The 25,815-nt window shown below is 62.6% G+C and carries 21 protein-coding genes; 13 read left to right on the top strand and 8 right to left on the bottom strand.

Translation table 11 applies throughout. The features are described from left to right. Positions 1-49: 49 nt before the first annotated feature. Positions 50-613 carry a TetR/AcrR family transcriptional regulator gene (locus RA302_RS04145; protein WP_029254476.1) on the top strand — a complete coding sequence of 188 codons (564 nt, stop codon included), beginning with the start codon at positions 50-52 and terminating at the stop codon, positions 611-613. A 245-nt stretch (positions 614-858) separates the two neighbouring features. After that, complete coding sequence (locus RA302_RS04140) at positions 859-1,227, top strand: cupin domain-containing protein (RefSeq protein ID WP_007734139.1); 369 nt, start codon at positions 859-861, stop codon at positions 1,225-1,227. Between the two features lie 26 nt (positions 1,228-1,253). Here RA302_RS04140 and recD read toward each other — a convergent pair whose 3' ends face one another. The 3 genes from recD to recC are packed head-to-tail and all read right to left on the bottom strand — an operon-like array spanning position 1,254 to position 9,721. Then, positions 1,254-3,122 (bottom strand): exodeoxyribonuclease V subunit alpha, encoded by a 1,869-nt coding sequence (gene recD, locus RA302_RS04135; protein ID WP_205907425.1) that lies wholly within the window; start codon positions 3,120-3,122, stop codon positions 1,254-1,256. Beyond that, a complete protein-coding gene (locus tag RA302_RS04130; RefSeq protein WP_166501835.1) occupies positions 3,119-6,436 on the bottom strand; it encodes a UvrD-helicase domain-containing protein in 3,318 nt (1,105 codons plus the stop codon). The genes recD and RA302_RS04130 overlap by 4 nt, the downstream gene beginning before the upstream one ends. 3 nt (positions 6,437-6,439) lie before the next feature. Beyond that, a complete protein-coding gene (recC, locus tag RA302_RS04125; RefSeq protein WP_166501834.1) occupies positions 6,440-9,721 on the bottom strand; it encodes an exodeoxyribonuclease V subunit gamma in 3,282 nt (1,093 codons plus the stop codon). Positions 9,722-9,818: 97 nt separating this feature from the next. Here recC and RA302_RS04120 point away from each other — a divergent pair, with 97 nt between their 5' ends. The 4 genes from RA302_RS04120 to RA302_RS04105 all read left to right on the top strand — a co-directional run bounded on the left by RA302_RS04120 (position 9,819) and on the right by RA302_RS04105 (position 13,434). Next, positions 9,819-10,652, top strand: a complete 834-nt coding sequence (locus tag RA302_RS04120) for an ABC transporter ATP-binding protein (protein WP_020906250.1) — start codon at positions 9,819-9,821, stop codon at positions 10,650-10,652. After that, a complete protein-coding gene (locus RA302_RS04115; RefSeq protein WP_003945560.1) occupies positions 10,649-11,479 on the top strand; it encodes an ABC transporter permease subunit in 831 nt (276 codons plus the stop codon). The genes RA302_RS04120 and RA302_RS04115 overlap by 4 nt, the downstream gene beginning before the upstream one ends. After that, the gene (locus RA302_RS04110) at positions 11,476-12,273 is read left to right on the top strand and encodes an ABC transporter permease subunit (RefSeq protein ID WP_166501833.1); all 798 of its coding nucleotides are present in this window, start codon (positions 11,476-11,478) and stop codon (positions 12,271-12,273) included. Before RA302_RS04115 ends, RA302_RS04110 begins: the two co-directional genes overlap by 4 nt. A 78-nt stretch (positions 12,274-12,351) precedes the next feature. Beyond that, a complete protein-coding gene (locus tag RA302_RS04105; RefSeq protein ID WP_020968444.1) occupies positions 12,352-13,434 on the top strand; it encodes an ABC transporter substrate-binding protein in 1,083 nt (360 codons plus the stop codon). A gap of 12 nt (positions 13,435-13,446) precedes the next feature. Here RA302_RS04105 and RA302_RS04100 read toward each other — a convergent pair whose 3' ends face one another. Beyond that, positions 13,447-14,046 carry a TetR/AcrR family transcriptional regulator gene (locus RA302_RS04100; RefSeq protein ID WP_029254470.1) on the bottom strand — a complete coding sequence of 200 codons (600 nt, stop codon included), beginning with the start codon at positions 14,044-14,046 and terminating at the stop codon, positions 13,447-13,449. A gap of 118 nt (positions 14,047-14,164) precedes the next feature. Between RA302_RS04100 and RA302_RS04095 the strand changes: the two genes are divergently transcribed. Then, entirely contained in the window at positions 14,165-15,109 is a 945-nt protein-coding gene (locus RA302_RS04095) for an alpha/beta fold hydrolase (protein ID WP_047890337.1), read from the top strand. 194 nt (positions 15,110-15,303) lie between these two features. Here RA302_RS04095 and RA302_RS04090 read toward each other — a convergent pair whose 3' ends face one another. Then, positions 15,304-15,483: a hypothetical protein gene (locus tag RA302_RS04090; protein ID WP_225320272.1), complete on the bottom strand. Its 180-nt coding sequence runs from the start codon at positions 15,481-15,483 to the stop codon at positions 15,304-15,306. 125 nt (positions 15,484-15,608) lie between these two features. Between RA302_RS04090 and RA302_RS04085 the strand changes: the two genes are divergently transcribed. After that, positions 15,609-16,043, top strand: a complete 435-nt coding sequence (locus RA302_RS04085; RefSeq protein WP_003945598.1) for a cupin — start codon at positions 15,609-15,611, stop codon at positions 16,041-16,043. Here the strand turns inward: RA302_RS04085 and RA302_RS04080 are convergent. Further along, entirely contained in the window at positions 16,032-17,237 is a 1,206-nt protein-coding gene (locus RA302_RS04080) for a cytochrome P450 (protein WP_166501832.1), read from the bottom strand. The two genes, RA302_RS04085 and RA302_RS04080, sit on opposite strands and share 12 nt — an antisense overlap. A 139-nt stretch (positions 17,238-17,376) precedes the next feature. Here RA302_RS04080 and RA302_RS04075 point away from each other — a divergent pair, with 139 nt between their 5' ends. From RA302_RS04075 to RA302_RS04065, 3 genes are all read left to right on the top strand, one after another. Beyond that, the gene (locus RA302_RS04075) at positions 17,377-18,237 is read left to right on the top strand and encodes an SDR family oxidoreductase (RefSeq protein WP_030534755.1); all 861 of its coding nucleotides are present in this window, start codon (positions 17,377-17,379) and stop codon (positions 18,235-18,237) included. Then, positions 18,234-18,962 (top strand): acetoacetate decarboxylase family protein, encoded by a 729-nt coding sequence (locus RA302_RS04070; protein WP_007734116.1) that lies wholly within the window; start codon positions 18,234-18,236, stop codon positions 18,960-18,962. Before RA302_RS04075 ends, RA302_RS04070 begins: the two co-directional genes overlap by 4 nt. 95 nt (positions 18,963-19,057) lie before the next feature. Continuing rightward, positions 19,058-21,112, top strand: coding sequence for a neutral/alkaline ceramidase (locus tag RA302_RS04065; protein ID WP_166501831.1), 2,055 nt, complete (start codon positions 19,058-19,060; stop codon positions 21,110-21,112). 81 nt (positions 21,113-21,193) lie between these two features. Here the strand turns inward: RA302_RS04065 and RA302_RS04060 are convergent, their stop codons facing one another. Continuing rightward, complete coding sequence (locus RA302_RS04060; protein WP_166501830.1) at positions 21,194-22,390, bottom strand: MFS transporter; 1,197 nt, start codon at positions 22,388-22,390, stop codon at positions 21,194-21,196. Between the two features lie 143 nt (positions 22,391-22,533). On the opposite strand from RA302_RS04060, the gene RA302_RS04055 reads away from it, so the two are divergent. Continuing rightward, positions 22,534-22,980: a MarR family transcriptional regulator gene (locus RA302_RS04055; RefSeq protein WP_003945852.1), complete on the top strand. Its 447-nt coding sequence runs from the start codon at positions 22,534-22,536 to the stop codon at positions 22,978-22,980. On the opposite strand, the gene thrS is transcribed toward RA302_RS04055, so the two are convergent. Continuing rightward, positions 22,977-24,197 (bottom strand): threonine--tRNA ligase, encoded by a 1,221-nt coding sequence (gene thrS / locus RA302_RS04050; protein WP_166501829.1) that lies wholly within the window; start codon positions 24,195-24,197, stop codon positions 22,977-22,979. The genes RA302_RS04055 and thrS overlap by 4 nt on opposite strands. Positions 24,198-24,527: 330 nt before the next feature. Here thrS and RA302_RS04045 point away from each other — a divergent pair, with 330 nt between their 5' ends. Further along, entirely contained in the window at positions 24,528-25,802 is a 1,275-nt protein-coding gene (locus RA302_RS04045; RefSeq protein WP_019746908.1) for a hypothetical protein, read from the top strand. Positions 25,803-25,815 lie beyond the last annotated feature (13 nt).

The following is a 25,815-nucleotide window of genomic DNA, read 5'->3' as shown; positions in this document are numbered from 1 at the left end:
GATATGCGGTACCGTACTCAACAGTGGTGAACCCGTCAATGGAGGTAGCGTGAGATCGCCGGTTGGGGAGGGTCGAGAGCGACTGTTACAAGCACTGTTCGACGAGTTCGGTGAAACCGGCCCAAGTCCGAAGCTGTCGATGCGCCAAGTAGCGGAGCGACTCGGAGTGCACCACACGCTTCTGACCTATCACTTCGGATCACGACCAGGTCTGCTCAGCGCCGTACTGTCGGAAGCGCGCCGCCGTGACAACCTCGTCATAGCCGCGATGGGCAAGGATCTCGGGTTCGCGGCCCTGTGCAGGGCGATCTGGAGTTTCTACTCGAACGCCGAGCATGAAGATCGAAGCCGCACCTTTTTTCACCTGGCCGGACTTGCGGTTTACGAGCACAAAGCATTTCAAGATTTCGCCGCCGACCTCGACGACTTGGCTCACCTCCTCGAAGCGGCAGCACTTCGCGAAGGATTCACAGTGGTGGATGCAAAGCAGCAGAGCATCATCGCAACCGCATGTCTGCGAGGACTGTTGCTGCAGAGGTTGCTCACCCCCGACGCCGAGGTCGACGCGGCAGCCGAGCGCTTCATCACCTCGTTGACAGCGTCCACCACGTAAGGCCTCACAACCGATCACCCTCGTTCGAAATCACCGACGCGGGGCCGTTTGCCATTGGCTCGGTCACGTTTCGGCGCGAGCCGGGTCTCTGAACCCCGGTTGAATGGTGGCCGATCGCACTTTCGACATCTGTACGAGCGAAGTGCCGAAAGATGCGACAAGTGAACCTATCCCGACCCAGCAGACACACGACATCATCGACAAGTCCGATGATTCACATGAGTTTCGAAAGTCAGGATTGAATTGTGACCATTACCTTCCGTGCCGCAGAGTTGAACAGCGCAAGTGGGATCTTCCAGCAAGCACTGCTCGGCCAACCCAGTGCAGAGCCACTCGGCGGAGACATCATCACTCGTGCAGATGTCGAGTTCACCAGTGACGACGGCCGCATTCAATCCGGAGTCTGGGAGAGCGAACCGGGAAAGTCGCGGTGGGAGTTCCTCACCCGCGGCGAGATCATCACCATCGTCTCCGGCGCCATGACCGTCGAGGAGGACGACGGCGATCCCGTACATCTCGTTGCCGGTACGAGTGCAATCTTCCCAATCGGATGGAAGGGTACGTGGACGGTCACCGAGACCGTGCGCAAGGTGTTCGTCGTATACAACGAATGACCAAGAGAATCCGCAACATCCGACTTTTACGGCCCGTCGTACGGACGGATCTCCCGACGCAGCCCACTTGCCCTGAGCACCTGTCGCTGAACTCCCGCCCTCACGGAATCCTCCGTGCCGATTACCCTCACATGGTTTCTGGCGCGAGTGATCGCCGTGTACAGCAACTCCCGGGTCAGTAGTGACGACGCTTCGGCCGGCAGCATCACCGATACCGTGTCGTACTGGCTGCCCTGGCTCCGGTGAATCGTCATCGCGTAAACGGTCTGCACCGACGAGAGTTGGCTCGGGTGAATCAGAAACGCATCACTCCCCCGCTGGAATGCGGCAATAGGAACGCCATCCTCACGCTGCACGATCACCCCGGCATCCCCGTTGTAGATCTTGGCCTCGTAGTCGTTGGCCGTCACCAACAGGGGTTGGCCCGGATACCACCTCGTCGGATCCAGGAATTGCCCTGATGCCGTGCCGACCCACTCCATCGCCTGCTGCGCCCACCGCCCGACACCGTACGGTCCGTCACGGTGCGCGCACAGAAGGCGGTGCGATTCCAGGCCTTTCAGGGCGCCGATCGCATCACCCTCCTCGGCCGACCTCGTCACCACCTCTGAACTCGCAACGATATCGGCGCGCAATGCGTCAACGTCCTCGGGAGAATGGAAGGAGACTGCGGGATCGCCACTACGCAGGATGCGCAGAACCTCAGCGGAATCTCCCGCTCGAACTGCCCTGGCCAACGACGCGATGGTTCCGTCGAAGCGGCGCCCGCGTGAGAGTTGAATGATCCCGCCCCGCAGACGATCCTGCTCATCCGCACTCAGCGCCTCTTCGGAACCGGTGGCCGTGAGATCGTCACCCACCAACTGTGTCAGCGCCGGATTTCTACTGACTTCTACCGGGCGGGCGACAAGGTCAGCAAGAACAGCGCCGGCGTCGACGGAGGTCAACTGATCGGGATCGCCGACGAGCAGTAGCCGGGCATCGGGGCGAACGGCCTCGAGCAGGCGCGCCATCAAGGTGAGGGAGACCATCGACGTCTCGTCGACGACGACCACATCGTAGGGAAGTCTGTTGGTCGCATTGTATTTGAAACGACTCGAACTCCCCCGCTGCCAACCGAGTAGCCGGTGCAAGGTCATGGCCGCGAGTTCCTCGGGAAGGCCAAGGCTCGCGGTCTGCTCACGTACGGACTCTTGCAGACGTGCTGCGGCCTTGCCCGTCGGTGCGGCCAACCCGATGCGAGCATTCAAACCCAGCTCCTCCGACAGGAGAGCGAGAATACGTGCGACCGTATGGGTTTTGCCGGTTCCGGGCCCACCGGCGATGACCGTCGTCCACTGTGTCGTGGCGAGAGCAGCGGCTATCCGTTGACGATCAGGGCTGGTGGTCGGCCCGTTCTCGTCTACGAACAGCGAATCCAGGCGCGTTCGGACCGCTTTCAGGTCGGCGGGTGGCCACGTGGACGCACGCTCGTCGAGCACTCGCCGAATCGTCTGCTCCTGCAGAAAGTACCGATCGAGGTAGAGAAGCTCACCGTCGTCCGTGTCGACCAACCGGAGTGGCCTGAGCGGTCCGGCGTTGCCGCCGATCACCAGAGGGCTCAGCCGAAGGGCGGCAACGATCTCCGACGGTTCGGGCCACGGCAACGACGTGAGTTCGTCTTCCGTCGCATTGTCGACGCTCACATCGCGCATCCGTCGTAGATCGAGGCACACCGAACCTGATCGCACGGCCCGAACTGCCAACGCCGCGGCCAGCATCACTTCTTCGGAAGTTTCACCGCCCAGGCTGCACACTCTCGTCGCGACATGAACGTCGGCGGCAACCAGAACCCCGGCTTCATTGAAGATTCGCACGATCCCTTGGGCGCGCTGCGCCAATTGCGCCTCGGTCATCGAATCTTCTCCCCTACTGTGTGGGACGCATCAAGACCGGCCAGCAGATCCGATAGTTCAACCGTCAGCTGAGCAGGCGGTTTCCATTCGAATACACCACATTCCGGCGGACTGTCCGGGCCGAGCATCCCCCGCACGAATTGATACTGCGCGCCTCCGAGATGGCGATGCGGATCGTAGTCGGGCAGTCGCCACCGCAGATACCGATGCAGCGCAACCGAATACAGCAGTGCCTGCAATGGATAGTGCGAGCGCATCATCTCCGTCGCCATGAGTTCGCGCGTGTAGTTGGCAGCCGTCAGATCGCCGCGGCCCAGCCGATTTGTCTTGTAGTCGACGATCACGAACGACGGGCCCGGGATCCGCAAGACGGCGTCGATACTGCCCGTCAGGAACCCACGCATCGGTGATGTCTCGACACGGTCAAGATGGTCGGCGTACGACGCCAGAATGTCGTCCGGGGGAAGGTGGCGCCTCAACAGTTCCGACACTCCGCGAAGTGTGACACTCATCGACACCGGATCGTCGCCACCGGCCAGTGGGAGTTCGAAATCGAGTTCGGGAAGACGATCCTTCGGCGCGATCGTGGCCAAGGTTCCGAATCCCAGTGGAGTCTGCATCACCAGCAACAACGCATCCGCGAGTGCTCCGGAGTCGACCTCGGCCGCCCGAACCGAGACCGCCTCCGCGCAGCGTATACCGAGTTCCGCTCTCAGGTCTGAAGCAGCAGTGTCCACCACCTCGAGCACTTCATGCACCAGCGTGCCGAATGCGGCGCCCGCGGGAAGACCGTTCATCGGTGAAGGCAACGCCTCCAGCGGCGAGGGGGTGACGGTCCCGACGTCTACGGAATCCTCTGGCTCGTCGTCCTTTTCGGGATCCTCTACCTCACTGTCGGTGCTCGTGACCGCGTGGTGAGCTCCGGCGGTCAGTGCCGAGTACGACGTACGACGCCAGAGAGTGTCCAGGTCTCGATCGAAACGCGCCGCGGCCAGTTCGGTCACGTTCGCGGCTGCACCGGACCACTGGACGGGCGACGGTGGATGTGGACCAACAGGTTCCACCGAGATCACATCGGAAGCTGCTGCCGGCCACGTCGCGAGTCGTGCTGCGGTTGTACCGTCGTCGAGCACCTTCACTACCCGAGCAGGTTCGGCGATGCCGGGTGTACGTCCGAGCATCAACCGGTGCAGTGGCGAGCGTGAGGTCCCGTAGCTTGGCGCCCACCAGAGCACTAGTTGGCACTGCGCCCGGGTCAGCGCCACGTACAGCAGCCGCAGTTCTTCGCCCGCTTCTTCAGCCTCCGCAACAGTCTTTCTGGCGTTGTGCCCCGGGCCTTCCTGCCCACCGACGTCGAGGATGCGGCGCCCATCCGGATCGTGCAACAACTGCGTCGGAGAGTTGAAGCCGCCTACGCTCTCCCAACTGAACGGGACGTAGACGATCGGGAATTCGAGCCCTTTGGTGGCGTGCACGGTTGCGATTTGTACAGCGGCAGCATCGCTGTCGAGGCGACGGCTTCTGTCGGTGGCACTCCCGGACGTCGGGTCCTTGATCCGATCGGAGAGCCAGCGAACCAATGCGCTCAACCCGAACGCTTCCTCGGTGGCGACGCGGCCGAGAAGTTGTGCGACGTGCCGCAGATCGGTGAAATCTCGTTCGCCGGACGGGGCCGCGAGTACACGCTTCTCCAGATTCGTTTCGGCGGAGATCCTTTCGAACACGGCCGCGAACCCGACGCGCGCGAACAACCCGGAGTATGAGCGCAGTTGACCCGCGAGTTCCGCGACGACGTTGTCGCCGTCGAGGTCCAATTCTTCGGCGGTGCGCCCGAAAATCGGAGAGAGGGCGGTCAACCGGACGCGATCAGACCGGTGCGGCTGCTCGATCGCCTGCAGCAGCCACAGCCACTGTGTTGCGCTGGGTGTCGCGAAAACACTGGAACCGCCGGTCAATACGGACGGTACACCTACGGCATCGAGGGCATCGCGAATCATCGCCACCTGCTTGTGGGTGCGCACCAATACCGCGACGTCTCCCGGCTCGACCGGGCGCGGATCACCGTCGACTGCCAAGCGGGCATCGCTGCCCAGCAGTCCGACCACGTCTGCTGCGACGTCGTCCGCGACGCGACTGCGAAGTCTGCCTACGGCCGGAAATCCCGAACGATTGAGCGGTCCGGCTCCGGTACGCGGCAGATGGCGTACACGCATCGGCACCGGGCCGGACAACCGAGACTTCTTGTGCGAAGCCTCTACTGGATGCGCGACGATGCCCTCGTTACCCAGTGCGGCGCCGCCGTATAGGTGTTCGAGTGCCGCCAACAACCCTGGATCGCTGCGCCAATTGGTGGTCAACTCCTGGTGCGCATCCGCCTGATTGACCGCATCGAGATAACTCAGGACTTCTGCCCCGCGGAACGCATAGATGGCTTGTTTGGGATCACCGACCAGGACCAGGGTGGTGTGACCGTGGAAGGCCAACCGCAGAATGTCCCACTGCAACGGATCGGTGTCCTGGAACTCGTCGATCAGCACGACCTTGAACTTTTCGCGCACCCGACGGCACGCGACGGGGCCGTATTCCGGATCCGTCAATACACCGTGCAACAGCGTCAGCAGATCGTTGAAGTCGCGAATTCCTTTGGTCCGCTTACGTCGTTCGACCTCGAGACGAGCAGCCGCCGCGAACAGGACTCGCTGACCGGGAGCGGTCTCCTCCTCGCCGTCGGGTTCGAGAATTGCCTGACCATCGCCGACTGCGCTTCGGGCAATCGCCAGCGCGTCCTTCGTGGAAAACGGTGGAGACGAGTCCGTCCGGCTGTAGCGGCTGAGGTACAAATCCGAGACGACCTCACTGATCAGGTCGTCGACCGACTCCACAAAAGTTGTGTCCGGTTCGCGTTCCCCGGCGATGCCGAGTCCGTCGAGCATCCTCTGACAGAAACTGTGGGTGGTCGTGATGGTGCCGGCGTCGAACTCCGCGAGAGCGCGCAGGAGTCGACGACGCCGCACGCCGATCTCCTCGTCGTCAGCTGTCGCGAGGTACGCCACCAGATCATCATCCGACCGCCTCGCCGCCTCCGGGTCGACCAGAGCGGCGGACACTCCGGCGAACCTCTCCCTGGCACGCTCACGAAGTTCCTGAGTGGCGGCCCGGCTGAATGTCACCAGCAGAACTTGCGAAATGTCAGCGAGACCTTCGGCAACACAACGGGTTGCGAGTCCGACGATCGCGTAGGTCTTGCCAGTTCCGGCGCTCGCTTCCAACACCGTGGTGCCGGTCGGTAGTGGCCCCAAAAGGTCGAAGTCCACGGGTTACTCCGCTCTTTCGTTGGTCAGCAACGGATCCCACAGTCGTCGGGCGAGAACTCCGAATCGAGTCGGTTCCTCGGCCCAGACGAATTCGTCGTCCGACGGCGGATCCGCAGCCAACTCCGCCAGTGTTCGAGCTTCTCCGAAAACGTAAGCGTTGCTCGGCTCGATCATCTCGCCGTACTGCCCGGTCCACTGGGTGTCCGCACCGTTTGTCGCATCGTCGACCGACTCGCCACCAAAGCGTCGACGCGCGTATTCGGCTGAAGTAGCGGCCCACATCGGCAACGGACGCTGCAGCCCCCGCTCGCGTAGGTCCACCAGTTGCTGCAGGATCTCGACCGCATTGCCTGGCGCATCGAGCACCGATCGTGCCGCTGCTATCTTTCCCCGACCCCGTCCGATGGAGACTGCATCGAGCGCACCGGGTCGGCCGTGTGCTTTCAAGGCGAGCAGGTTGATCCAGGCCGTCATCCGATGTTTAGGCGCCAGTGAGGAATACGACGCCCGCACCACTGAATTGCCGTGCACACCGGTTACCGTTCCGGTGAGACGATGCCCGTCACCGAGGTCGATGTCGACGTCGACAGCCTCGGAGTCGCCCTCGAGGTGTGGCAATGCAAGACCGGCAAGTTGGTCTACCACCCACTCGACGTTGCCCAGAACCGAGGCGCCCAGGTTGTAGGGCGGCAAAGTACCGCGGCGCCACTCGGCTGCACGGAAATCCGCAGAGCTGCGTCCAGCCAAGCGCGAGAGAAGCATCCGGTCACCCAGAGCCCAGGTGGACAGTGGATCGAGCTCGGTCGCCAGCGAATCCGCGATGTCGTCGTCGAGTTCCGGTACCCGGACGCCGAGGCGTTGGCGCAGAAAACCACGGGCGGGGTGTACGAGGAAGTTCACCAGGTCGGCAAGGTTCACTTCCTTCGGATGCACCTCGAGTAGCTTGGCCGACAAGACTGTCGGCAATTCGATCGGTGTTCCGGCAGCAGCCCTGGCACCGGCCAGCGCTGCCGTGTCGAAGCTGAACGGCTGATCCGGCGAGAAGTTTCGATTGTCGAACGATTGCAACGGGTGTCGAGTCAGCACCCCGTTAATCGCTTCCGGGCCCACCGTCGCACTGAGTACATCGAGAAGGCCACTGAGGGGGATCGCCGGTGGTCTGACGACACCGGTGACCGGATCGGCACCGGTATACAACAGAATCAGATGCTCGCCCGCAGACATCACGGCATCGAGAAGCAGTTGCCGGTCTTCACTGCGCAGATCGCGCTCCCCCACAACGGGATCACGGGACAAGATGTCGTCGCCGTCGACTCCACCGGTTCGAGGGAACACCTCGTCGTCGAGTCCGATCAGAACGACCACGCGATGCGGTACCGAACGCATCGGAACCATCGTGCACACCGTCAGTTCGCCGGTTCGGAAGTTGGCACGCGTAGGTCTGCCCGCGAGGCTGCGCGAGAGCATCGCGCGAACATCGGCCAGACGTAACACCGTCTCTCCGCCGAATTCGACAGCAGCTACAAGTTCGCGGTGGGCCCCCGCGCTCTGCCAGGAATCGGCGGGCGCAGTGTCGGTCAGCAGATCCAGGGCCCGCATCAGCACACGAAGCCATTCGGCCGGCGAATGTGGGCCGGCAAGATCGCGAAGCGAGACTGCCAGGCGATCGACGAACTCTGCGAAACGTCCAGTCAGGTCGATGTCTGTGCCGTCCACGTCATCGAGTGGTAGCGCGAGATCCAGCCAGGCATTTTCCGATTCGTCCGCGCTGACCCCCAACAAGATTCGGTCCATGGCGGTGTTGAAGGTGTTCTGCGGAAATGCATCGAGACCGAACGTGGCACGCTGCCGACTACCGATTCCCCAGCGAGCACCCGCTTCCGTCGTCCATTCCCGCAGTCTTTCCAACTCGTCGTCGCCCCACGAAAAACGTGTGCGGACAGGCTCGGTCGCTGCCAGGTCGAGAACCTCACTGGCTGTAGCCCGGCCGTCGGCCAATTCGAGGAGAGAGCCGAGAACGGCCAGGACAGGATTGGTCTGACGTAATCCGCGGTCTGCCAGCCTTACTCGAAGGAGATGCCCCGGGTGGCCATGGACGCCTTGCCCGAATGCAGCACGAACCAAAGGTGCGTACGTTTCGACGTCCGGGCACATCACGAGTACGTCGCGCGGCTGCAATGTCGGGTCGTCCTCGAACAATCGGAGCAGGCATTCGCGGAGCACCTCGACCTGCCGTGCCGGCCCGTGGCAAGCGTGGACCTGAACTGTCCCATCCGGTTCCGCTGCAACGCTGGGAGCACGATCTGCGATGACATCGGCCTTGACCGTCGCCAGGAGGGATTTCGGGCCGGCTGGTTCGGGAAGATGCACCGACTCGAACTCGGCGGCACCGAGGCTGATCTGAAGTTCACGAACGTCGCGAGCAAGACTCGACAGCAACGGATTGGCGGATATCAGCGCTGACCCGTCTTCCGAACGTCGGATCGTGCTCTCACTTCGAGGCGGTATGCGCGAGCTCATCTTGGTCCACAGCGCGGGGCTGGGATGCGGGAGCCAGATGTGGACGTCCCGATTCGCACTGAGTGCGCTCAAGATCATTCGCTGATCGACCGGCAGCCGAGTCGGCCCGAAGACCGACAGGCGTTCCGGTAGGTCGACCAAGGCCGGGTCCTCGACCAGCGCGCGGCTCACTTGCCCCAGTCGCTCTGCGGGCCCCGGAACGTCGATCTTGTCCGCGACGATGCACCACAGACGTGCCTGCCATTCGAAATCCTCCGACAGCGCCAATCCGTGTCCGTCGGTCAACCGCCCGGCGGCCCAGTCGATCAGCATCTGAGGGCGTTGCGCGGCATAACTGCGGAAGAGTTCGGTGACATGTGTGGCGGAGGCAAACCGTCGACCTTCACGATGGCCTTCGAGATGTTTCGCCAGGACTCCGCACCAGGGCTCGCCGAGGGACTCGTCGATCACGTCGAGAACCGTCCACACCAATCGCGTCGGCGACCATGGGTCGTCGTCAGCCGTGATTCCACTGACCGCGGCCACGGACTCCGCGACCAGGCGCGCGGGTGAAGGAAACGCGATGTTCGCAGAAATTCCGTCCACTGCTGACGGTCCGGACGTGCCTAGCTGGGAGGACAGCCGCTGATTGAGCCAACGCTCGACGCCCTTGGCCGGCACCGCAACAGTTTCCCGGGCGAATGGATCCGACAGCGGTGTACGGAGGAGCGTGGCCAACGCCGAGACCAAGGTGTCCGAACGCTCGGCCCGGTACAACTTCAGCAATCTTCGCTCCCCTCACTCCGTCCAGACGTCCATCTCACCACGGCGCTGTGACAGGAGACGCCGAACCAGCCTCACGCAGCGGTGACGCGCAGGCAACATGACCGCAACCGGACGTTCGTACTGTGCGGGAATGACCAGTCCCGTCACCACACCTCGCCCCGCTGGAACCGGTCTCGACATCTCCGGCCTCGGCAAGACCTTCGAGATGGGTCGTCGGTCGGTGACCGCGCTGACCGACGTGTCCCTTCAAACCAGCGAAGGCTCCTTTCTGTCTCTGCTCGGGCCGTCCGGATGCGGGAAGTCCACCGTTCTCCGCATCCTTGCGGGCCTCGACACTCCGACGTCGGGAACAGCACTTGTCAACGGACAGTCGCCCGCCGAGTTACGCAAGCGCCGCGAACTCGGAATCGCCTTCCAGGATTCGGCTTTGCTGCCGTGGCGGACGGTGACCTCCAACATCAAACTGCCGCTTCAGGTTGCCGGCATCGATCCCGACCCCGACCAGATCGCCGACCTGATCGCTCTCGTCGGCCTCGAAGGATTCGAGAAGGCCAAGCCCGCTCAATTGTCCGGCGGTATGCGTCAGCGTGTGTCGATCGCACGATCGCTCGTGGTCAAGCCGAGTGTCCTGCTACTCGACGAACCCTTCGGCGCACTGGACGACATGACCCGCCAACGGCTCAACATCGAATTGCTCAGGATCTGGACCGAGAAACCGGCGACCACGTTGATGGTGACTCACGGAATCGCCGAAGCCGTGTTCCTCTCCGACGTCGTTGCCGTCATGACGCCGAGGCCCGGACGCGTCCTCGAAGTCGTGCCGATCGACCTGCCGCGCCCGCGTACTCCCGAGATGATGCGTACACCCGAGTTCCACGAGATCCACGACTACCTCTCCGGACTGCTCTTCGGAAAAGCAGGCGTCGCATGACAATTACCGATATCGAGAACGTCGCGACCGCGGCGGCGCAGCCATCTGTACCGCGCCGGATCCGATTGAAGCGTCCAACGTGGTTCGGCGGTGCAGTCGGCATCTGCGGACTGATCGCTCTCTGGTGGATTCTGGCGGCGGCCGGTGTTGCGGGAGGTACGATTCCGACGCCGTGGGTGGTTGTTTCGACGATGTTCGACGACGGTTGGTCGCTGTACGGACCCAATTTCACCGTCACGGCTTCCGGTGCGCTGCAGGGCTTTCTCTGGGGAAATCTGCTGGCGATCACGCTTGCCGTGCTTGTCGTCCTCATTCCGCCCATCGAGGGATTGGCCACACAATTGGCGATCCTGAGCTACTGCACACCGCTGTTGGCGCTTGGCCCAATCATCCTGGTCGTCTTCGGCGGCCGGACCCCCACGATCTTTCTCGCCGCGATGTACTGCTTCTTCACCACGATGGTCGGCACACTCGCTGGCCTGAGATCGGCCGACAAGACGAGTCTCGATCTCGTTGCCGCCTACGGCGGTGGGCGTTGGCAGAAGTTCACCAAAGTTCAACTGGTGAGCGCACTTCCGAGTACCTTTGCCGCCCTCAAGATTGCTGCACCCTCGGCTGTACTCGGTGCCATCCTCGGAGAGTATCTCGGCGGGGTGGACAGCGGGATCGGCGTCGCACTCACGGCCGCTCAGACGTCGTACAACGTCCCGCGAACGTGGGGAATGGCCATCGCCGCCGCCTTGCTCGCCGGCCTGGGATACGCCGTCGTCGCAGCGATCGCCAGGCTCGTCACCCCGTGGACGAGCGCTCCGGGAGCACAGAAATGACTGCAGTACGAGGAACATTGAGATTCCTCGCTCCGATTGCCATCGCCTCGGCACTGCTGCTTGTCATCTGGGTGGTCTTCCTCAACACCTTCCCCCAGGTCGGCCCGCGTGTGGGAAAGACGCCGGCCGACGTCTGGGAGTACCTGTTCTCCGGTCCTAAGTCCGCCGACGCTCGTTCGGGCATCATCGACAACCTGTTCATCACTCTGCGCGACGCCGGTGTCGGCTTTGCCGTCGGAATGACTGCCGCGCTCGTGGTGGCATCGATCTTCGTCGTTTCCCGCACTGTCGAACAGACTTTCATGCCCGTTGCAATGCTTCTACGATCTGTTCCTCTCGTTGCGATGACCCCGATCATCGTCCTGATATTCGGCCGCGGAATCGTGGGTGTGACGGTCATGGTTGCGATAGTGGTGTTCTTCCCGGCCCTGGTCATGATCATGGTCGGTCTGCGCGCCGCTCCAACTCAGGCACAAGACCTCATCGCTGCGTACGGCGGGAGTCGTTGGACCGCATTGCGAATGGTGTCCGTACCGTCCGCACTTCCGGCGGTGTTCGCCGCCGCTAGGGTGTCAGTGCCCGGCGCTTTGATCGGAGCACTGATCGGCGAATGGCTCGGTAGCGGTCAAGGTTTGGGTTCGAGCATGATCAAAGCCATTCCGCGCTACCAGTACAACGAATTGTGGGCATCTATCGTGGTGATCACCGTGGTGTCGATCGTCCTCTACGCCGTCGTCGGGATCTTCGAAAGCATCGCTCTGTCTCGTTTCGGTCCTTCGGCGGGCAAGTCGTGACATCTGTTAACACGACCTCAACAAACTCTCTCTCCCAAGCAAACTGAACGAAACCGACTGGCCCTAGTGTTCCGATTCATGACGCCATTCAAGCCCGTCCGCCAGCTGGACCGCAGGGCCTTCTTCCGCTACTCCGCGCTGACCGGCATTGCAGTCGCCGGTAGTGCGTCATTGCTCGCGTGTAGCAGTGACTCCAGCAGTTCGAGTGGCGGAACCACGGACGACGGTTCCGAATTCGGAACAGTTGCAGTGCAGCTGTCCTGGATCAAGAACATCGAGTTCGCCGGCGAGTACTTCGCTCTCGACAAGGGCTACTACAAGGATGCCGGGTTCGGGAATGTCGACCTGGTGGCAGGCGGCGCAGCCGGCACCGGCGTCGAAGCCGGCTTGGACACCGGCAAGGTGTGGATCGGAATGTCCGCACCGCAGCTCACAGCCCCCGCTGTGCTCGACGGACTGGAGGCAAAGATCGTCGGGGCGACGTTCCAGAAGAATCCGTTTGCGATTGTCAGTTCCGCTGCGGCACCGATCAACTCACCGCAGGACATGATCGGCAAGAAGATCGGCGTCCAGGATTCCAATCAGCTCGTCTTCGGAGCTCTCCTGGCAGCCAACGGCCTGACCGAAAGCCAGATGACGATCGTGCCCGCGCAGTTCGATCCGAGCCCCTTGGCGAACGGCGAGGTGGACGGCTGGGTCTCCTACGTGACCAATGAGCCGATCACACTGGCCGCCAAAGGTTTCCCCAACGCCCACTTCCTCTTCGCGGACTACAACCTGCCGTTGGTCGCCGAATCGTTCACGGTTCTCCAGTCCACCATCGACAACGAGAGGGACAAGCTCAAGGCATTCCTGAAGGCCGAGATCCAGGGTTGGAAGGATGCGGTCGCTGATCCGGCAGAGTCGGCACGGCTTGCCGTCGAGGTCTACGGCAAGGACCAGAACCTGGAACTCGAAGAGCAGATCAAGGAAGCCACCGCACAGAACGATCTTGTGGTGTCGGCAGATACCAAAGCAAACGGGTTGTTCACGATGACACCCCAACTGATCGAACAGAACATCGCGGCACTGTCGAAAGCGGGGCTGGAGATTACGGCGGACCAACTGTTCGACATGTCGATCCTCGAAGAGGTGTACGCCGAGAATCCGGAGTTGATCTGACTGAGCCGAGCGTCAACGAACCTCTCGCGCGAGTACGCCCGAGATGAATAGTTGTACAAGGACCTCGGCCTTGTACCGGGCATCGGACCCAGCACCGATACAAAGGTTCCCGATGCCTTTGAGCACGTTGTACGCATCGACCCGCGAAGCAGTGCCAACAGACTCGAGCGCTGCCTCCAGGAGGGAGCCACATACCGGGACGAGGCGGTCGACGAAGTAGGCGTGCAGAGCGTCGGACCCGGCGCTGTCTCCTTGCAGTGCGCCGGCGAGCCCGTGCTTGGTGACCAGGAACTCCACGAACAAAGCCACCCATGCCCGCAAAGCCGCCTCCGGCGTTGCACTCTCCGCGAGCATCTGTGGGCCCGCGTCCGCACACGCCTCGACTTGGTGTCGGTATACGGCGACCACCAACTCGGGGCGCGTCGGGAAGTGGCGGTAGATCGTCCCCATGCCGACGCCGGCCTTCGCCGCAATCTCCCGCACCGGAGCGTCGACTCCGGACTCTACGAACACTGCTGCCGCCGCGTCGAGCAGCGCCTGCTCGCTTCGACGTGGGCGACCGACTTGCTTGGGAGAGGCGACGCGCGACTGCTCGTCCTGGGCATCAGCCATGTGCACTCCTCGCTGACTCACAACATATGTTTGCATTACGGAACACCGCTCCGTAATGTTGCGGAACGACGCTCCGATAAACAGTATCGCAGGGTGCAGCCTCAGCAAGGAACTTGCCATGACCTCATCAATGATCGACACTCTGAACGGCATCATCGGCGCCGGCACCCCGGTCGTCTCCGTTGCCCCCGTCGAGTTGTTCGCCCCCGATCGACCTGTCCCGCTGGAAGTACGTGTGTCTGCTCCGGCAGCAGGCACGAACCTCCCCGTTGTGGTGTTCTCCCACGGCAACGGCTGGAACCTCGATGGATACTCGCCACTCACGGCATTCTGGGCATCCCACGGATTCGTGGTGATCCAGCCGACACATCTGGACTCGCGCCGGAACGGTTTCGGGTTCGACCACCCGGTTTTCCCGACGATCTGGACCGAGAGGATCGCGGATCTCACACGCATCCTTGATCAGCTCGACACCATCGAAATTGCCGTACCCGGGCTTGCCGGCCGCATCGACCGCAGTCGAGTTGCCGCCACTGGTCACTCCTGGGGCGGGCAAACCGCTCAGTCGCTCCTCGGAGCAAGGGTCTTCGACGAGGCCGGCCAGGTCGGCCAGGACATGTCCGACAGCCGCGTCACCGCGGGAATCCTGTTCGCAGCAACCGGTCTCGGCGGCGAGAACCTGCATCCGTTCGCGCAGGCGAACTTCCCGTTCATGCGCCCCTCGTTCCAGGAACTGACGACGCCGACACTCGTCGTCGCGGGCGACCACGACCAGTCCAAGATGTCCAGCCGCGGACCTGACTGGTTCACCGACGCCTACACGCACAGCCCCGGAGCCACCGACCTCCTGACCTTCTACGGTGCCGAGCACGCACTCGGCGGAATCGTCGGATACGAAGTCGCCGAGACCACTGACGAGAACCCAGAGCGGGTCGCCGCCATCCAACGGATGAGTACTGCCTACCTTCGGACCGCGTTGCGCATCGATGAGACCAGCTGGCCAGCGGCCCGGGCCGCGTTCAGCGACAACGCCGACCCGATCGGCCGAGTCGACACCAAGTAATGCGGCAGTGATCCAACTTACTGGCCGAAGTTGAACCTGAGATTCGCATTTATCAAGGTGTTGAGCCGCTTTCGCATCCGCACGACCTCCGCCTCCGACGGTATCGGATCTTCGAGGAAGAGCGTCCAACGCAGCATCGTGCCGTTTCCGACCGCCTCGATGTCGAATCGGATGACGGCGTCGGGGCGGTCCGGTCAGATCGACGACCAGATCACCAACTCCGGTTCTTCAGCCCTGACGATCTCCGGTGCGATCTCGCTCTCGAGAAGTTCCAGCCAGTGCCGGGCGGGCTGGCGGTACGGATCGATCAACGCCTCGAACATGAAGCGCGCAGGCGGCGGCTGGCTCCGGCGCCTCGTCGCGACTTGCCGCATGGCACGAGCGTAACCGCCTCTCAAGGGCATACCTCTGCCTTCGCAGTGCTGGATCCACGAAAACTGGGATAAACCGGGCATCGACGGAGGACACTCAGGAGCACATCCGTCTGGGAGGGCCGCTCATGCGTAAACGCCATCAGGTTCTGCTTGCAGTGTCCGCAGCGATCGGGCTGTCTCTGACGCCGATCAATGCGTCGGCAACACCGAGCACGGGAGTACACGGTGAAATTCTCGGGCAGGTAACTTTCGACGGCAAGGACTACATCCTGCGTCAGATCACCATCGACCCCGGCGGTTCCACCGGTTGGCACTTCCACGACGGGACGCTCTACGCACTGATCGCGCAGGGCACGTTGAGCCACTACCGATCCGATTGCTCCGTCGACGGGATCTACAGCGCCGGAAATACTTTGATCGAACCGAGCGGTTCAGATCATGTGCACATCGGAAACAACTCGCAGACAACACCATTGGTACTCGAGGTCGTCTACGTCAATCCGGCGGGCAGCCCCCTCTCCGAAGATGCTGCGCCTCCCAACTGCCAACTACCCGGCTGACGGCGCCGAAGCGGTAAACCGCACCGGCATCGATTCGAGACCGGACACGAAGTTGGCGGCACGCCGCTGCAACGGCGCGTCGGTGGCAAGTGCCATTCCCGGCAGCCTGGCGAAGAGTTGCTCGAACATGATCCGTCCCTCGAGCCTGGCCAGCTGATTACCCAGACAGAAATGCGTTCCGAAGCCGAAGGCCACGTGTGGATTCGGTGTGCGGCCGATATCGAACCGTTCGGCGTTCAGGAACACGGACTCGTCGAAATTCGCCGATTCGAAGAGCAGCAGCATCTTCTCACCTGCCTTCAACTGCGCACCGAAGAAATCGGTGTCACGGGTCAGGGTTCGAGCCATGTTCTTGATCGGCGAGGACCACCGCAACATCTCCTCCATTGCCAAGGGAATGGCATCGGGATCGTCGGCCAGCGCTCGATGCTGGTCCGGATGGCGCAGCAGCTGCTCCATGCCGCCGCTCAGGACGTGCCGTGTGGTCTCGTCACCGCCGATGAGTATCAGTAGGGACTCGTTGACGATTTCCTGATCGGAGAGGGCCTCGCCGTCGACCGCACTGTGAATCAATGTGCTCACCAAATCGTCGGCCGGCTCGCTCCTCCGCTCGGCAATGGTTCGCATCATGTACGTGGTGAAGTCGACATACGCAGCCATCATGGCCTGCAGTTGCTCCTGGGAAGCGTTGCTTCCCAATGCCTTCACCAGATCATCCGACCACCGCAGAAACAACGCGCGTTCCTCGGGACGGACACCCAACATGTCGCCGATGACGGCCATGGGAAGTGGTGCGGCCAGGTCTGCGACGAAGTCGGCTTCTCCTTTCTCACAGACGGCGTCGATCAGTTGATCGCAGATCTCCCGGATACGGCCGGCCTTGGCTTCGACCTTCTTACGTGTGAAACCCGCGTTGACCAAGCGTCGACGCGTGAGGTGCTGCGGGTCGTCCATGTCGATCATCTGCGGCAACGGACCCGTTTCGGGGCGGATGCCGCCGGCGTTGGAGAACAGTTCGGGATCCCGCTCGGCTGCGACGACGGCGTCGTAGCTCGCGGCCGCGGTGATTCCGTTGGCGTCGTCTCGGTACACGGGCTCGTGATCACGCATCCAGGCGTATGCGTCGCGCACATTCCCGAGGTCTCCGCTGTAGAAGCGTCCGTCGATCAAATCGAAGGTCGGTCTGGTAGCCATCACTCCACCTCTCGCACAACCCTTGCCACAATAAGTAGAACCTGTTCCTATATAGCGTGGGGCGTTTTCACCGAAGCCGAACCGGAAAACCTCCAGAATCAGCACGCGAGCCCGCCGGAGCAACGACCAGGAGACACGCATGGACGACGACACCGCCTCACCGGGCATACCCACTTTCACCGGCACATCGATACTGGTGACCGGCGGCGGTAGTGGCATCGGTCTGGGCATCGCTCGTTCGCTGGTTGCGTCTGGCGCTCACGTCACGATCTGCGGACGCAACAAGGAGAAACTCGAAGCTGCCGCCGAATCGATCCGGCAGTCGAGTCCGGAAGGATCGGTCAGCGTCTCCCCTACCGACGTCACGATCGAGGCAGACGTCGTCGCCGCTGTTGCCGCGGCGGTCTCCGTCACCGGAAAGCTCGACGGAGTCGTGGCCTGCGCCGGCGGGAACGAAACCATCGCACCGGTCACGCAACTCGACGTCGACGCGTGGCGCCGCACCGTCGACCTCAACGTCACGGGGACCATGCTGACGATCAAGCACGGCGCTCGGGCGCTGGTGGCAGGCGGCGGTGGATCCATCGTCGCGATCTCGTCGATCGCCAGCAGCAACACACATCGCTGGTTCGGCGCGTACGGTGTCTCGAAGTCCGGCGTCGACCACCTGGTGCAGTTGGCAGCAGACGAACTGGGCGCCAGCAACATTCGTGTCAACGCGATCCGCCCGGGGCTGACCCGAACGGATCTGGTCGCGCTCATCACCGACGGTGGCCCCATCCTGGACGACTACCTGGCCAACACGCCGCTCGAACGCGTCGGCGAGGTCGAGGACGTCGCCGGACTCGCTTCCTTCCTCCTCGGACCGCAGTCCACCTGGATCACCGGGCAGATCATCAACGTCGACGGAGGCCAAATGCTGCGCCGCGGACCGGATTTCCGCTCGATGCTCGAACCCGTCTACGGATCCGACGGACTCCGCGGGGTGGTCGCGCCATGAGCTACACGATTCTGGGCAAGAAGGTCGAGATGCCCGTCGAAGTTCGCACCGCGTCAGCCTTCATGGCGTTGTACTCGGTACCCAGCGCAACGGCGCAGTCGATCATCGACTACACCGGCTTGACCGTGCTCCAATACCGTCCCGGCCGGGCGCTGTGCGGCCTGGTTTTTGTCGACTACATCGATGGGGATCTAGGGCCGTACAACGAATTCGGGGTGACGTACATGGTGCGCAGCCACACTGCGCCTCCCGAAACCTCGGTGCTGGGAGATCTACGTTCGCTCGCTGCCGGAACTGCAGGGGCACTCATTCACGAGTTGCCGGTGGACGGAGAGTTCACCAAGGCCGCCGGCCGGGAAATCTGGGGATTCCCGAAGGTGCTCGCCGAGTTCGACACCGAGCACGTCGGCTCGGTCAAGCGCGGATCCGTCTCGCGCGACGGCAAACTCATCACACAGTTGAGTGTGAAGTCCGGCGTCAGCGTGCCTGGCGGCGGAGCCAACATGTCGTTGGCCGCGTACTCGCATCTCGACGGCGCAACCAGGTGCACGTCGTGGGACATGGCGCCGACCGGCGTCAAATCGCGCCCTGGTGGAGCAGAGGTTCAGCTGGGTAGTCACCCGATGGCGGCGGAGCTTCGGAAACTGGGACTCCCCCGCCGGGCCCTGATGACCACGACCATCAAAAACCTGGCGATGACGTTCGGGGAGGCGACAACGATCTGAGTGTCAGCCGACGGCACCCCTTTCGGTCACGTGTGACTCGGGCTACACTCCTGGACGGTTGACCAACTCGCGTCAGACCGCCCGAAAGGACACTCGTGCAGATCACCCGACGCACCGTACTGGCAGGCGCTGCCGCCGCACCTGCGCTCGCCGCTCTGTCGACGAACCAGGCCGTCGCAGCTTCGCCGGCACGCACCGTTTCACCCGCACGTACCGACAAGTCGTCGTCGTTGCAGGTGGGCGTCGGGATCTCCGATGTGACCGGACCGGTCGCCGAGGTCGGCATGATGGGCTACTCGAGCTTCGACCAACGCGCCGAAGGACTGCACCAGCGAATGCGCGCACGCGCCTTCATCTTCGAGTCCGGCGGGTCACGGGTCGCCTACGTGTGCGTCGACAACTGCATGATCTTCCAGTCCGTTCACGACGAGGTCCTACGCCGGCTGGCTGGGAAATTCGGCGACATCTACACCGAACGCAACGTCATGTTGACGGCCATCCATTCACACGCGGCATGTGGTGGGGCCTCGCACAACTACGCGTACAACCTCGCAGTTCTCGGCTTCGAACTGCAGGTGTTCGAAGCCGAGGTCAACGGCATGGTCGAGGCGATCAGCGCTGCCCACGAGAACCTGGCGCCGGGCTCCGTCCGTTTCGGGCGGTCCGATCTCACCGATGCCAGCGTCAACCGATCGCGAGTGGCGTTCGACCTCAATCCCGAAGAGGACAAGGCCTATTACCCCGGTGGCAACGATCACCACATGCGTGTCATGCGGATCAGTCGGGGCAGCAAGGACATCGGGGCGATCAACTGGTTCGCTACCCACTGCGCCTCGCTCACGAACGAGAACCATCTCATCTCCGGGGACAACAAGGGCGCCGCGGCGTACTTCTGGGAGCACGACGACCGGGGTGTGCGTTACCTCGACGGCGACACCAGCTTCATTGCCGCTTTTCCGCAGACCAACAGCGGCGACATGTCACCCAACCTCTTCCTCGAGCCCGGACGCGGACCGACCGAGGACGAATTCGAGAATGCACGCATCATCGGGCTGCGCCAGGTTGCGGCGGCTCGAACTGCCTTCGGCTCGGCCTCCGAAACCGTCACTGGTGGTGTCGACAGTCGGATCATGTACCTGGACATGGCAAATCAGGTGGTGAGCGGAAGATTCACCCCGGACGGGCGCGAGCACCGCACTGCACCGGCAGCGATCGGTGCGGCAATGAGCGCCGGAAGCGTCGAGGACGGGCCTGCAATTCCGATCTTCCCCGAGGGCACCCGAAACCCCATGATCGACGCCTTGGGCGGCATGGATGCTCCTGTGCCTCAATGGCTTCAGGATGCACAGGCCCCCAAGCTCGTAGTCGTTCCGGTCGGCCTGTTGCCACCGGGCGGATGGGTGCCGAACGTACTGAAGATCCAGATCCTGCGGATCGGCCAGTTCTACATCGTCGGTGGCCCTGCGGAATTCACCATCGTCTCCGGATTACGAGTGCGTCGAACCGTCGCCGAGGAGCTTGGAGTTTCGCTCGAGAACGTCATCTTCCAGGGCTACGCGAACTCGTACTCGAGCTACTGCACCACGCCACAGGAATACGATTCGCAGCAGTACGAGGGCGGCTCGACGATGTTCGGCCGTTACACACTGCCGGCCTATCAACAGGGGTACGCCGCTCTCGCAGCCGCGATGCGCGACGGCACCGAACCGCCTCGCGGCCCCGCGCCGGCCGACCTGTCCGGGTTCCAACCCAGCTTCGGACCTGGCGTCGACTTCGACGAGCCCTTGCCGGGAACACAATTCGGCGATGCGACCGTCCAGCCCGGCGACGGCTCACCGGGTGCGCAGGTTGCCGTCGAGTTCGTCACCGGCCACCCCAAGAACGACACTCACCGAAACGGGACCTTCTACGAGATCCAGCGCAATACCGGCGGATCCTGGACACGGGTCGCCGACGACAACGACTGGTCCACCAAACTGCACTGGCGCCGGGTCGGGAGCAACGGTTCCGTCGTTCGCATCACGTGGGATGTTCCGGCCGATACTCCGGCGGGTACGTATCGAGTCCAACACTTCGGTGCGTCGAAGGCTCGGGGTAGCGGCGCGATTTCGCCCTTCTCCGGGGTGACGTCCGAATTCCGCCTCACCTGACCCGCGTGAACGTATCGCTCCCCTTGTTGGACAAGGGGAGCGATACGTTCACGCGATGGGATCAGAGCGCAGTGGTCAGGTTCAGGCGGCGGTCGGGTGCAGCGAGGTGCTCGACGTCGACTGCTCTGACGCTGCCGGGCGGTCGATCTTCGCCGCGACGATCAGGACCAGCAGACCTGCGACGGTGACCGCCGCCCCCATCCAGATCGGGGAGGTGAAGCCGAGTCCCGCGGCGATGGTGATTCCGCCCAGCCATGCCCCGAGTGCGTTGCCGACGTTGAAGGCGGCGATGTTGGCACCCGACGCCATGGTCGGTGCGGCCGACGCGTAGTTCATGATCCGCATCTGCAACCCGGGTACCGTCGCAAAACCGAAGGCGCCCATGAAGAACAGTGAGATCACGGTCATGACCTTGCTCTCGGCGGTGGCGGCGAACACGATCAGAACGACGGTCAGGATCGCGAGAATCCAGACCAGCGACTTCGTCAGCGAGCGGTCGGCCGCCCTGGCGCCGAGGAAGTTACCGACGAACAGGCCCGAGCCGAAGAGGATGAGCAGCCACGGAACGCTGGACGTCGCGAAGCCGGTGACCTCGGTGAGGGTGAAGGCGATGTAGGTGAAGGCTCCGAACATTCCGCCGTAGCCGAGGATGGTGATGACGATCGAGAGCCATACCTGCTTGTTGCGGAATGCCCCCAACTCTCCGCGCAATCCGCCACCGGTCGTGCTGGCGGGCGTCGTCGGGACGAGTGCTGCAATTCCGATGAGCGCGATGACGCCGATGACGGTGATGGCCCAGAACGTCGAGCGCCATCCGAGTTGCTGGCCCAGCAGAGTGCCGAACGGAACGCCGAGAACGTTGGCGATGGTCAGGCCCGCGAACATCATCGCGATGGCGCCGGCACGCTTGTTGGGCGCGACCATGTCGGCGGCAACCACCGAACCGATCCCGAAGAACGCACCGTGGCACAGTGCCGCGACGATGCGTCCGCCCATCATGACCTCGTAGGAGGGCGCGAGCGTGGACATCAGGTTGCCGATGATGAACAGCACCATGAGCGAGAGAAGGACCTTCTTGCGCTCGAAGCGGGTGACGGCAGCGGTCAGGAGGATCGCGCCGATCGCCACCGACAGTGCGTAGCCCGAGATCAGGTAGCCCGCGACGGACTCGGTGACCTCGAAATCAGCCGAGACCTCGGGCAGGAGGCCCATGATGACAAATTCGGTGAGGCCGATCCCGAACCCGCCCATAGCGAGGGCAATGAGACCCAATGGCATCTCGATGTTCCTTTCACAGATTTACGCGTAAGCCGTTAGCGGGCGTGTGCAGTAGTTGCAGGCGCGCTATAAATAGTTGCACGCGCGCGCTACATGCGCAAGCTGGTAACCTGGAGTCGCAGGAAACGGACAAGGAGAATCACATGGGGATCGCCGACGACGCCGTCGAAATCCGTTCGCAAGGGTGGCGCACGCTCGCAGCACTGCACGGCGCCCTCGACACCGAACTGGAACGCGCGCTCCAGCGTGAGCACAAACTGTCCGTCGTCGAATACACCGTGCTCGACGCACTGAGCCGCCAGGACGGCTGGCACATGCGTATGGCCCAGCTGGCTCGCGCTGCCGCACTGAGCAGTAGCGCCACGACGCGCTTGGTCAATCGACTCGAAGATCGAGGACTACTGACGCGCATCCTGTGCGCCGACGACCGTCGAGGCATCTACACCGAACTGACGCCGGCCGGCCGCGAGCTTCTCGAAAGCGCACGGCCGACGCACGACGCCACCCTCGAGGCCGCACTCGACGAGGCGTGCAAAACACCCGAACTCGCGCCACTGGTGCGCGCGCTCCACGAACTACCCGTCGGCTAGAAGTCTGCCGGAAGCAGGGCACGCTCCTCGATTCCCGAGACCACCTGAGCGACAAACACACTCGCATCGACGACCAGCCGCCCACCACGCGCGGGGACCAGAACGTCGACGGTGCCGCCGTGCACCTCGTTGTCCCCGATCACCGCGATGTACGGGTCACGGTGAGTGCGTGCCTCGCGGATGCGACGTCCCAACGATCCGTCAGGCGCGATCGCCACTCGAACATCGCGAGCCTCGAGATCGGCCCGCAAACGCTCGGCCTCAACCTGGTGCCGGTCGCCGACGGGCAGAATCGAGACTTGGTTGGGTGCCAGCCACGGCGGCATCCGCCCTTCGAACCTTTCGATCAAAAGCGCAGTCATGCGTTCCATCGACCCGAGCAAGCCCCGATGGATCATGACGGGGCGAGCCTTGGATCCGTCCTCAGCGGTGTACTCGAGGTCGAACCGCTCCGGTTGATTGAAGTCGAGTTGCACGGTCGAGAGTGTTTCCTCGCGGCCGTGCGCGTCTCGCACCTGGACGTCGATCTTGGGACCGTAGAACGCTGCCTCCCCCTTCGCTTGCACGTACTCGATCGAGCGTGCACTCAGCGCCCCGCGAAGGTGATCCTCGGCGTCCGCCCACTGCTCGTCGGTGCCGAGGTACTGCCCCTCTCCCCCTCTGATCGAGAGTCGGTACCCCCGTTCGGCAATCCCCAGAGTCGAGTAGCAGCGCTCGATCGCATCGAGCGCGACGATCACTTCCGCTTGCACTTGTTCACGACTACAGAAGACATGTGCGTCGTCGAGATTGATCTGTCGGACTCGACTCAATCCGCTGAGAACTCCGGAGAGTTCGCTACGGAACATCGAGCCGAGTTCACGAACGCAGAAAGGTAGCTCGCGATAACTACGACCGCGAGCGGCGAATACCTGAGCGTGATGAGGACAGTTAGCCGGACGAAGGAGAAATGACTCTCCGCCTATCTTCATTTCGGGGAACATGTCTTCCGAGAACTTGGACCAATGACCAGATCTCTCGTACAACTCTTTCTTCGCCATAACGGGGGTATAGACACCCCGACAACCGGAGCGCGCTGCTTGTTCGGCGGCGAACTTTTCGAGTTCGTTCCTGATGACGGCGCCGTCCGGCAACCAGAGTGGAAGGCCGGCTCCGACTATGGGGGTGGTAGCGAAAAACTCCAGTTCGCGCCCGAGTTCGCGGTGGTCAACGCTCATGAGAGCTCTCCAAATCGTTCAAGGGGAGACGCACACGGAGCGACGAAACAGGAAAGCCCCGGGGCGATAACTCCCGGGGCTGAAAGGGTTCGGTCAGCAGTTGCTAAACGATGCGCCGGAAGAGAACCGGCGTCGTCGTGTTGTGCGCAATACTGACCATGTACGTGAGGTTACATCAACTTCCTACCCACCTACAGCCCGAATTGTCGGGCCTCTATGCTGACGCAACTGGGAAGGCGCAGCAGTAGCCAACGAAACACCCACGAAGAGCGAAGTTTCGGCAATCATGTCCGAACGTGAGGTTCTCGGATATGAGGAGGATGTGCGACGGTGCCGGACCACTTGCTCGAACAGTTGATCACCATTCCTTTGTTCACCGGAATCATCGGGTACATCACCAATTGGTCGGGCGTCCTGATGCTGTTTGCGCCGATCAACTTCCACGGGATCAAAGTGCCCGGCCTCAAACTGCTCTTCCCGTTCCTCCCCCGACGCGTCCAGGTGATCCCCGCGATCACCAGCGACGGCAGATTCGGTTGGCAAGGCATCGTCCCCTCGCGGGCGGAGAAGATGGCGTCGATCGCCGTCGACAAATCCCTCGCGAAAGTCGGCAGCATCGCCGATTTCTATCGCGTCCTGGACCCGGACAGCATCGCCGAGCACTTGGTGAACATCTCCCGCAGTGAAGTGCGCGGCGTGGTCACCAGAATCATGACGGCCGAGAATCCTCAGCTGTGGCACAACCTTCCGACGTCGGTGAAGGAAGCCGTCTTCCGCAAGGTGGAGGACGATCTGCCGGCCAGCGTGCGCATGATCACCGACCGCATCGAAGAGGACATCGACGAGTTCATCGACGCGAAGCTGATGGTGATCCGCTACCTCTCCTCGCATCCCAAACTGCTCAACGACATCTTCCGCACGATGGGCAACAAAGAGCTCAGGTTCATGCAGAACTTCGGCTTCTACTTCGGGTTCCCGATGGGCTTCGTGCTCGTCGGAATCCTCCATCTGGTTCCGCAGTGGTGGGTGCTTCCCATCGGTGGTGTGATCATCGGATACATCGTGAACTACCTCGGCATCACGATGATCTTCGAGCCGATCACCCCCAGCCGTTGGGTGCCGTGGCGGCAGGGACTTTTCCTGAAACGCCGCACCGAGATCATCGCCGGGTACGCAAAAACCCTGGCCGATCACGTCGTGACGCTCGAGAACATCGGCACCGAACTCCTCGAAGGTCCGCGCTCGGACCGAACGAGGCGGATGCTCGATCAGGTACTGCGCGAATCCGTCGACGACGCCGCCGGCTGGGCAAAGTCGGTGGTCAAGATGACCGTCGGTTCGCAGAGCTACAAGCGTCTGCCCGGGCTGGCCACCACCGAAGTGCTCGATCTGTACCCAAGGGTCTTCGAGGACGCGGAGTTCGCCGAGAGCCAGTCGGAGAAGATTCGTGTCTTCGTCACCGAACGCATGAGCATCCTTTCACCGGAAGATTTCAGTGAACTACTACGCTCAGCCGTCAAACAGGACGAGTGGCTGTTGTTCGTACACGGGGCCGTGCTGGGCTCGTTTGCCGGTTTCCTGCACCTCGCAATATTCGGAGTATGAGTCGGAGTATGAG

It is taken from the genome of Rhodococcus sp. DN22 (assembly GCF_036669995.1).
In the GTDB taxonomy this organism is placed as follows: Bacteria; Actinomycetota; Actinomycetes; order Mycobacteriales; family Mycobacteriaceae; genus Rhodococcus_F; species Rhodococcus_F erythropolis.
This window is presented reverse-complemented; position numbering and strand designations above follow the sequence as displayed.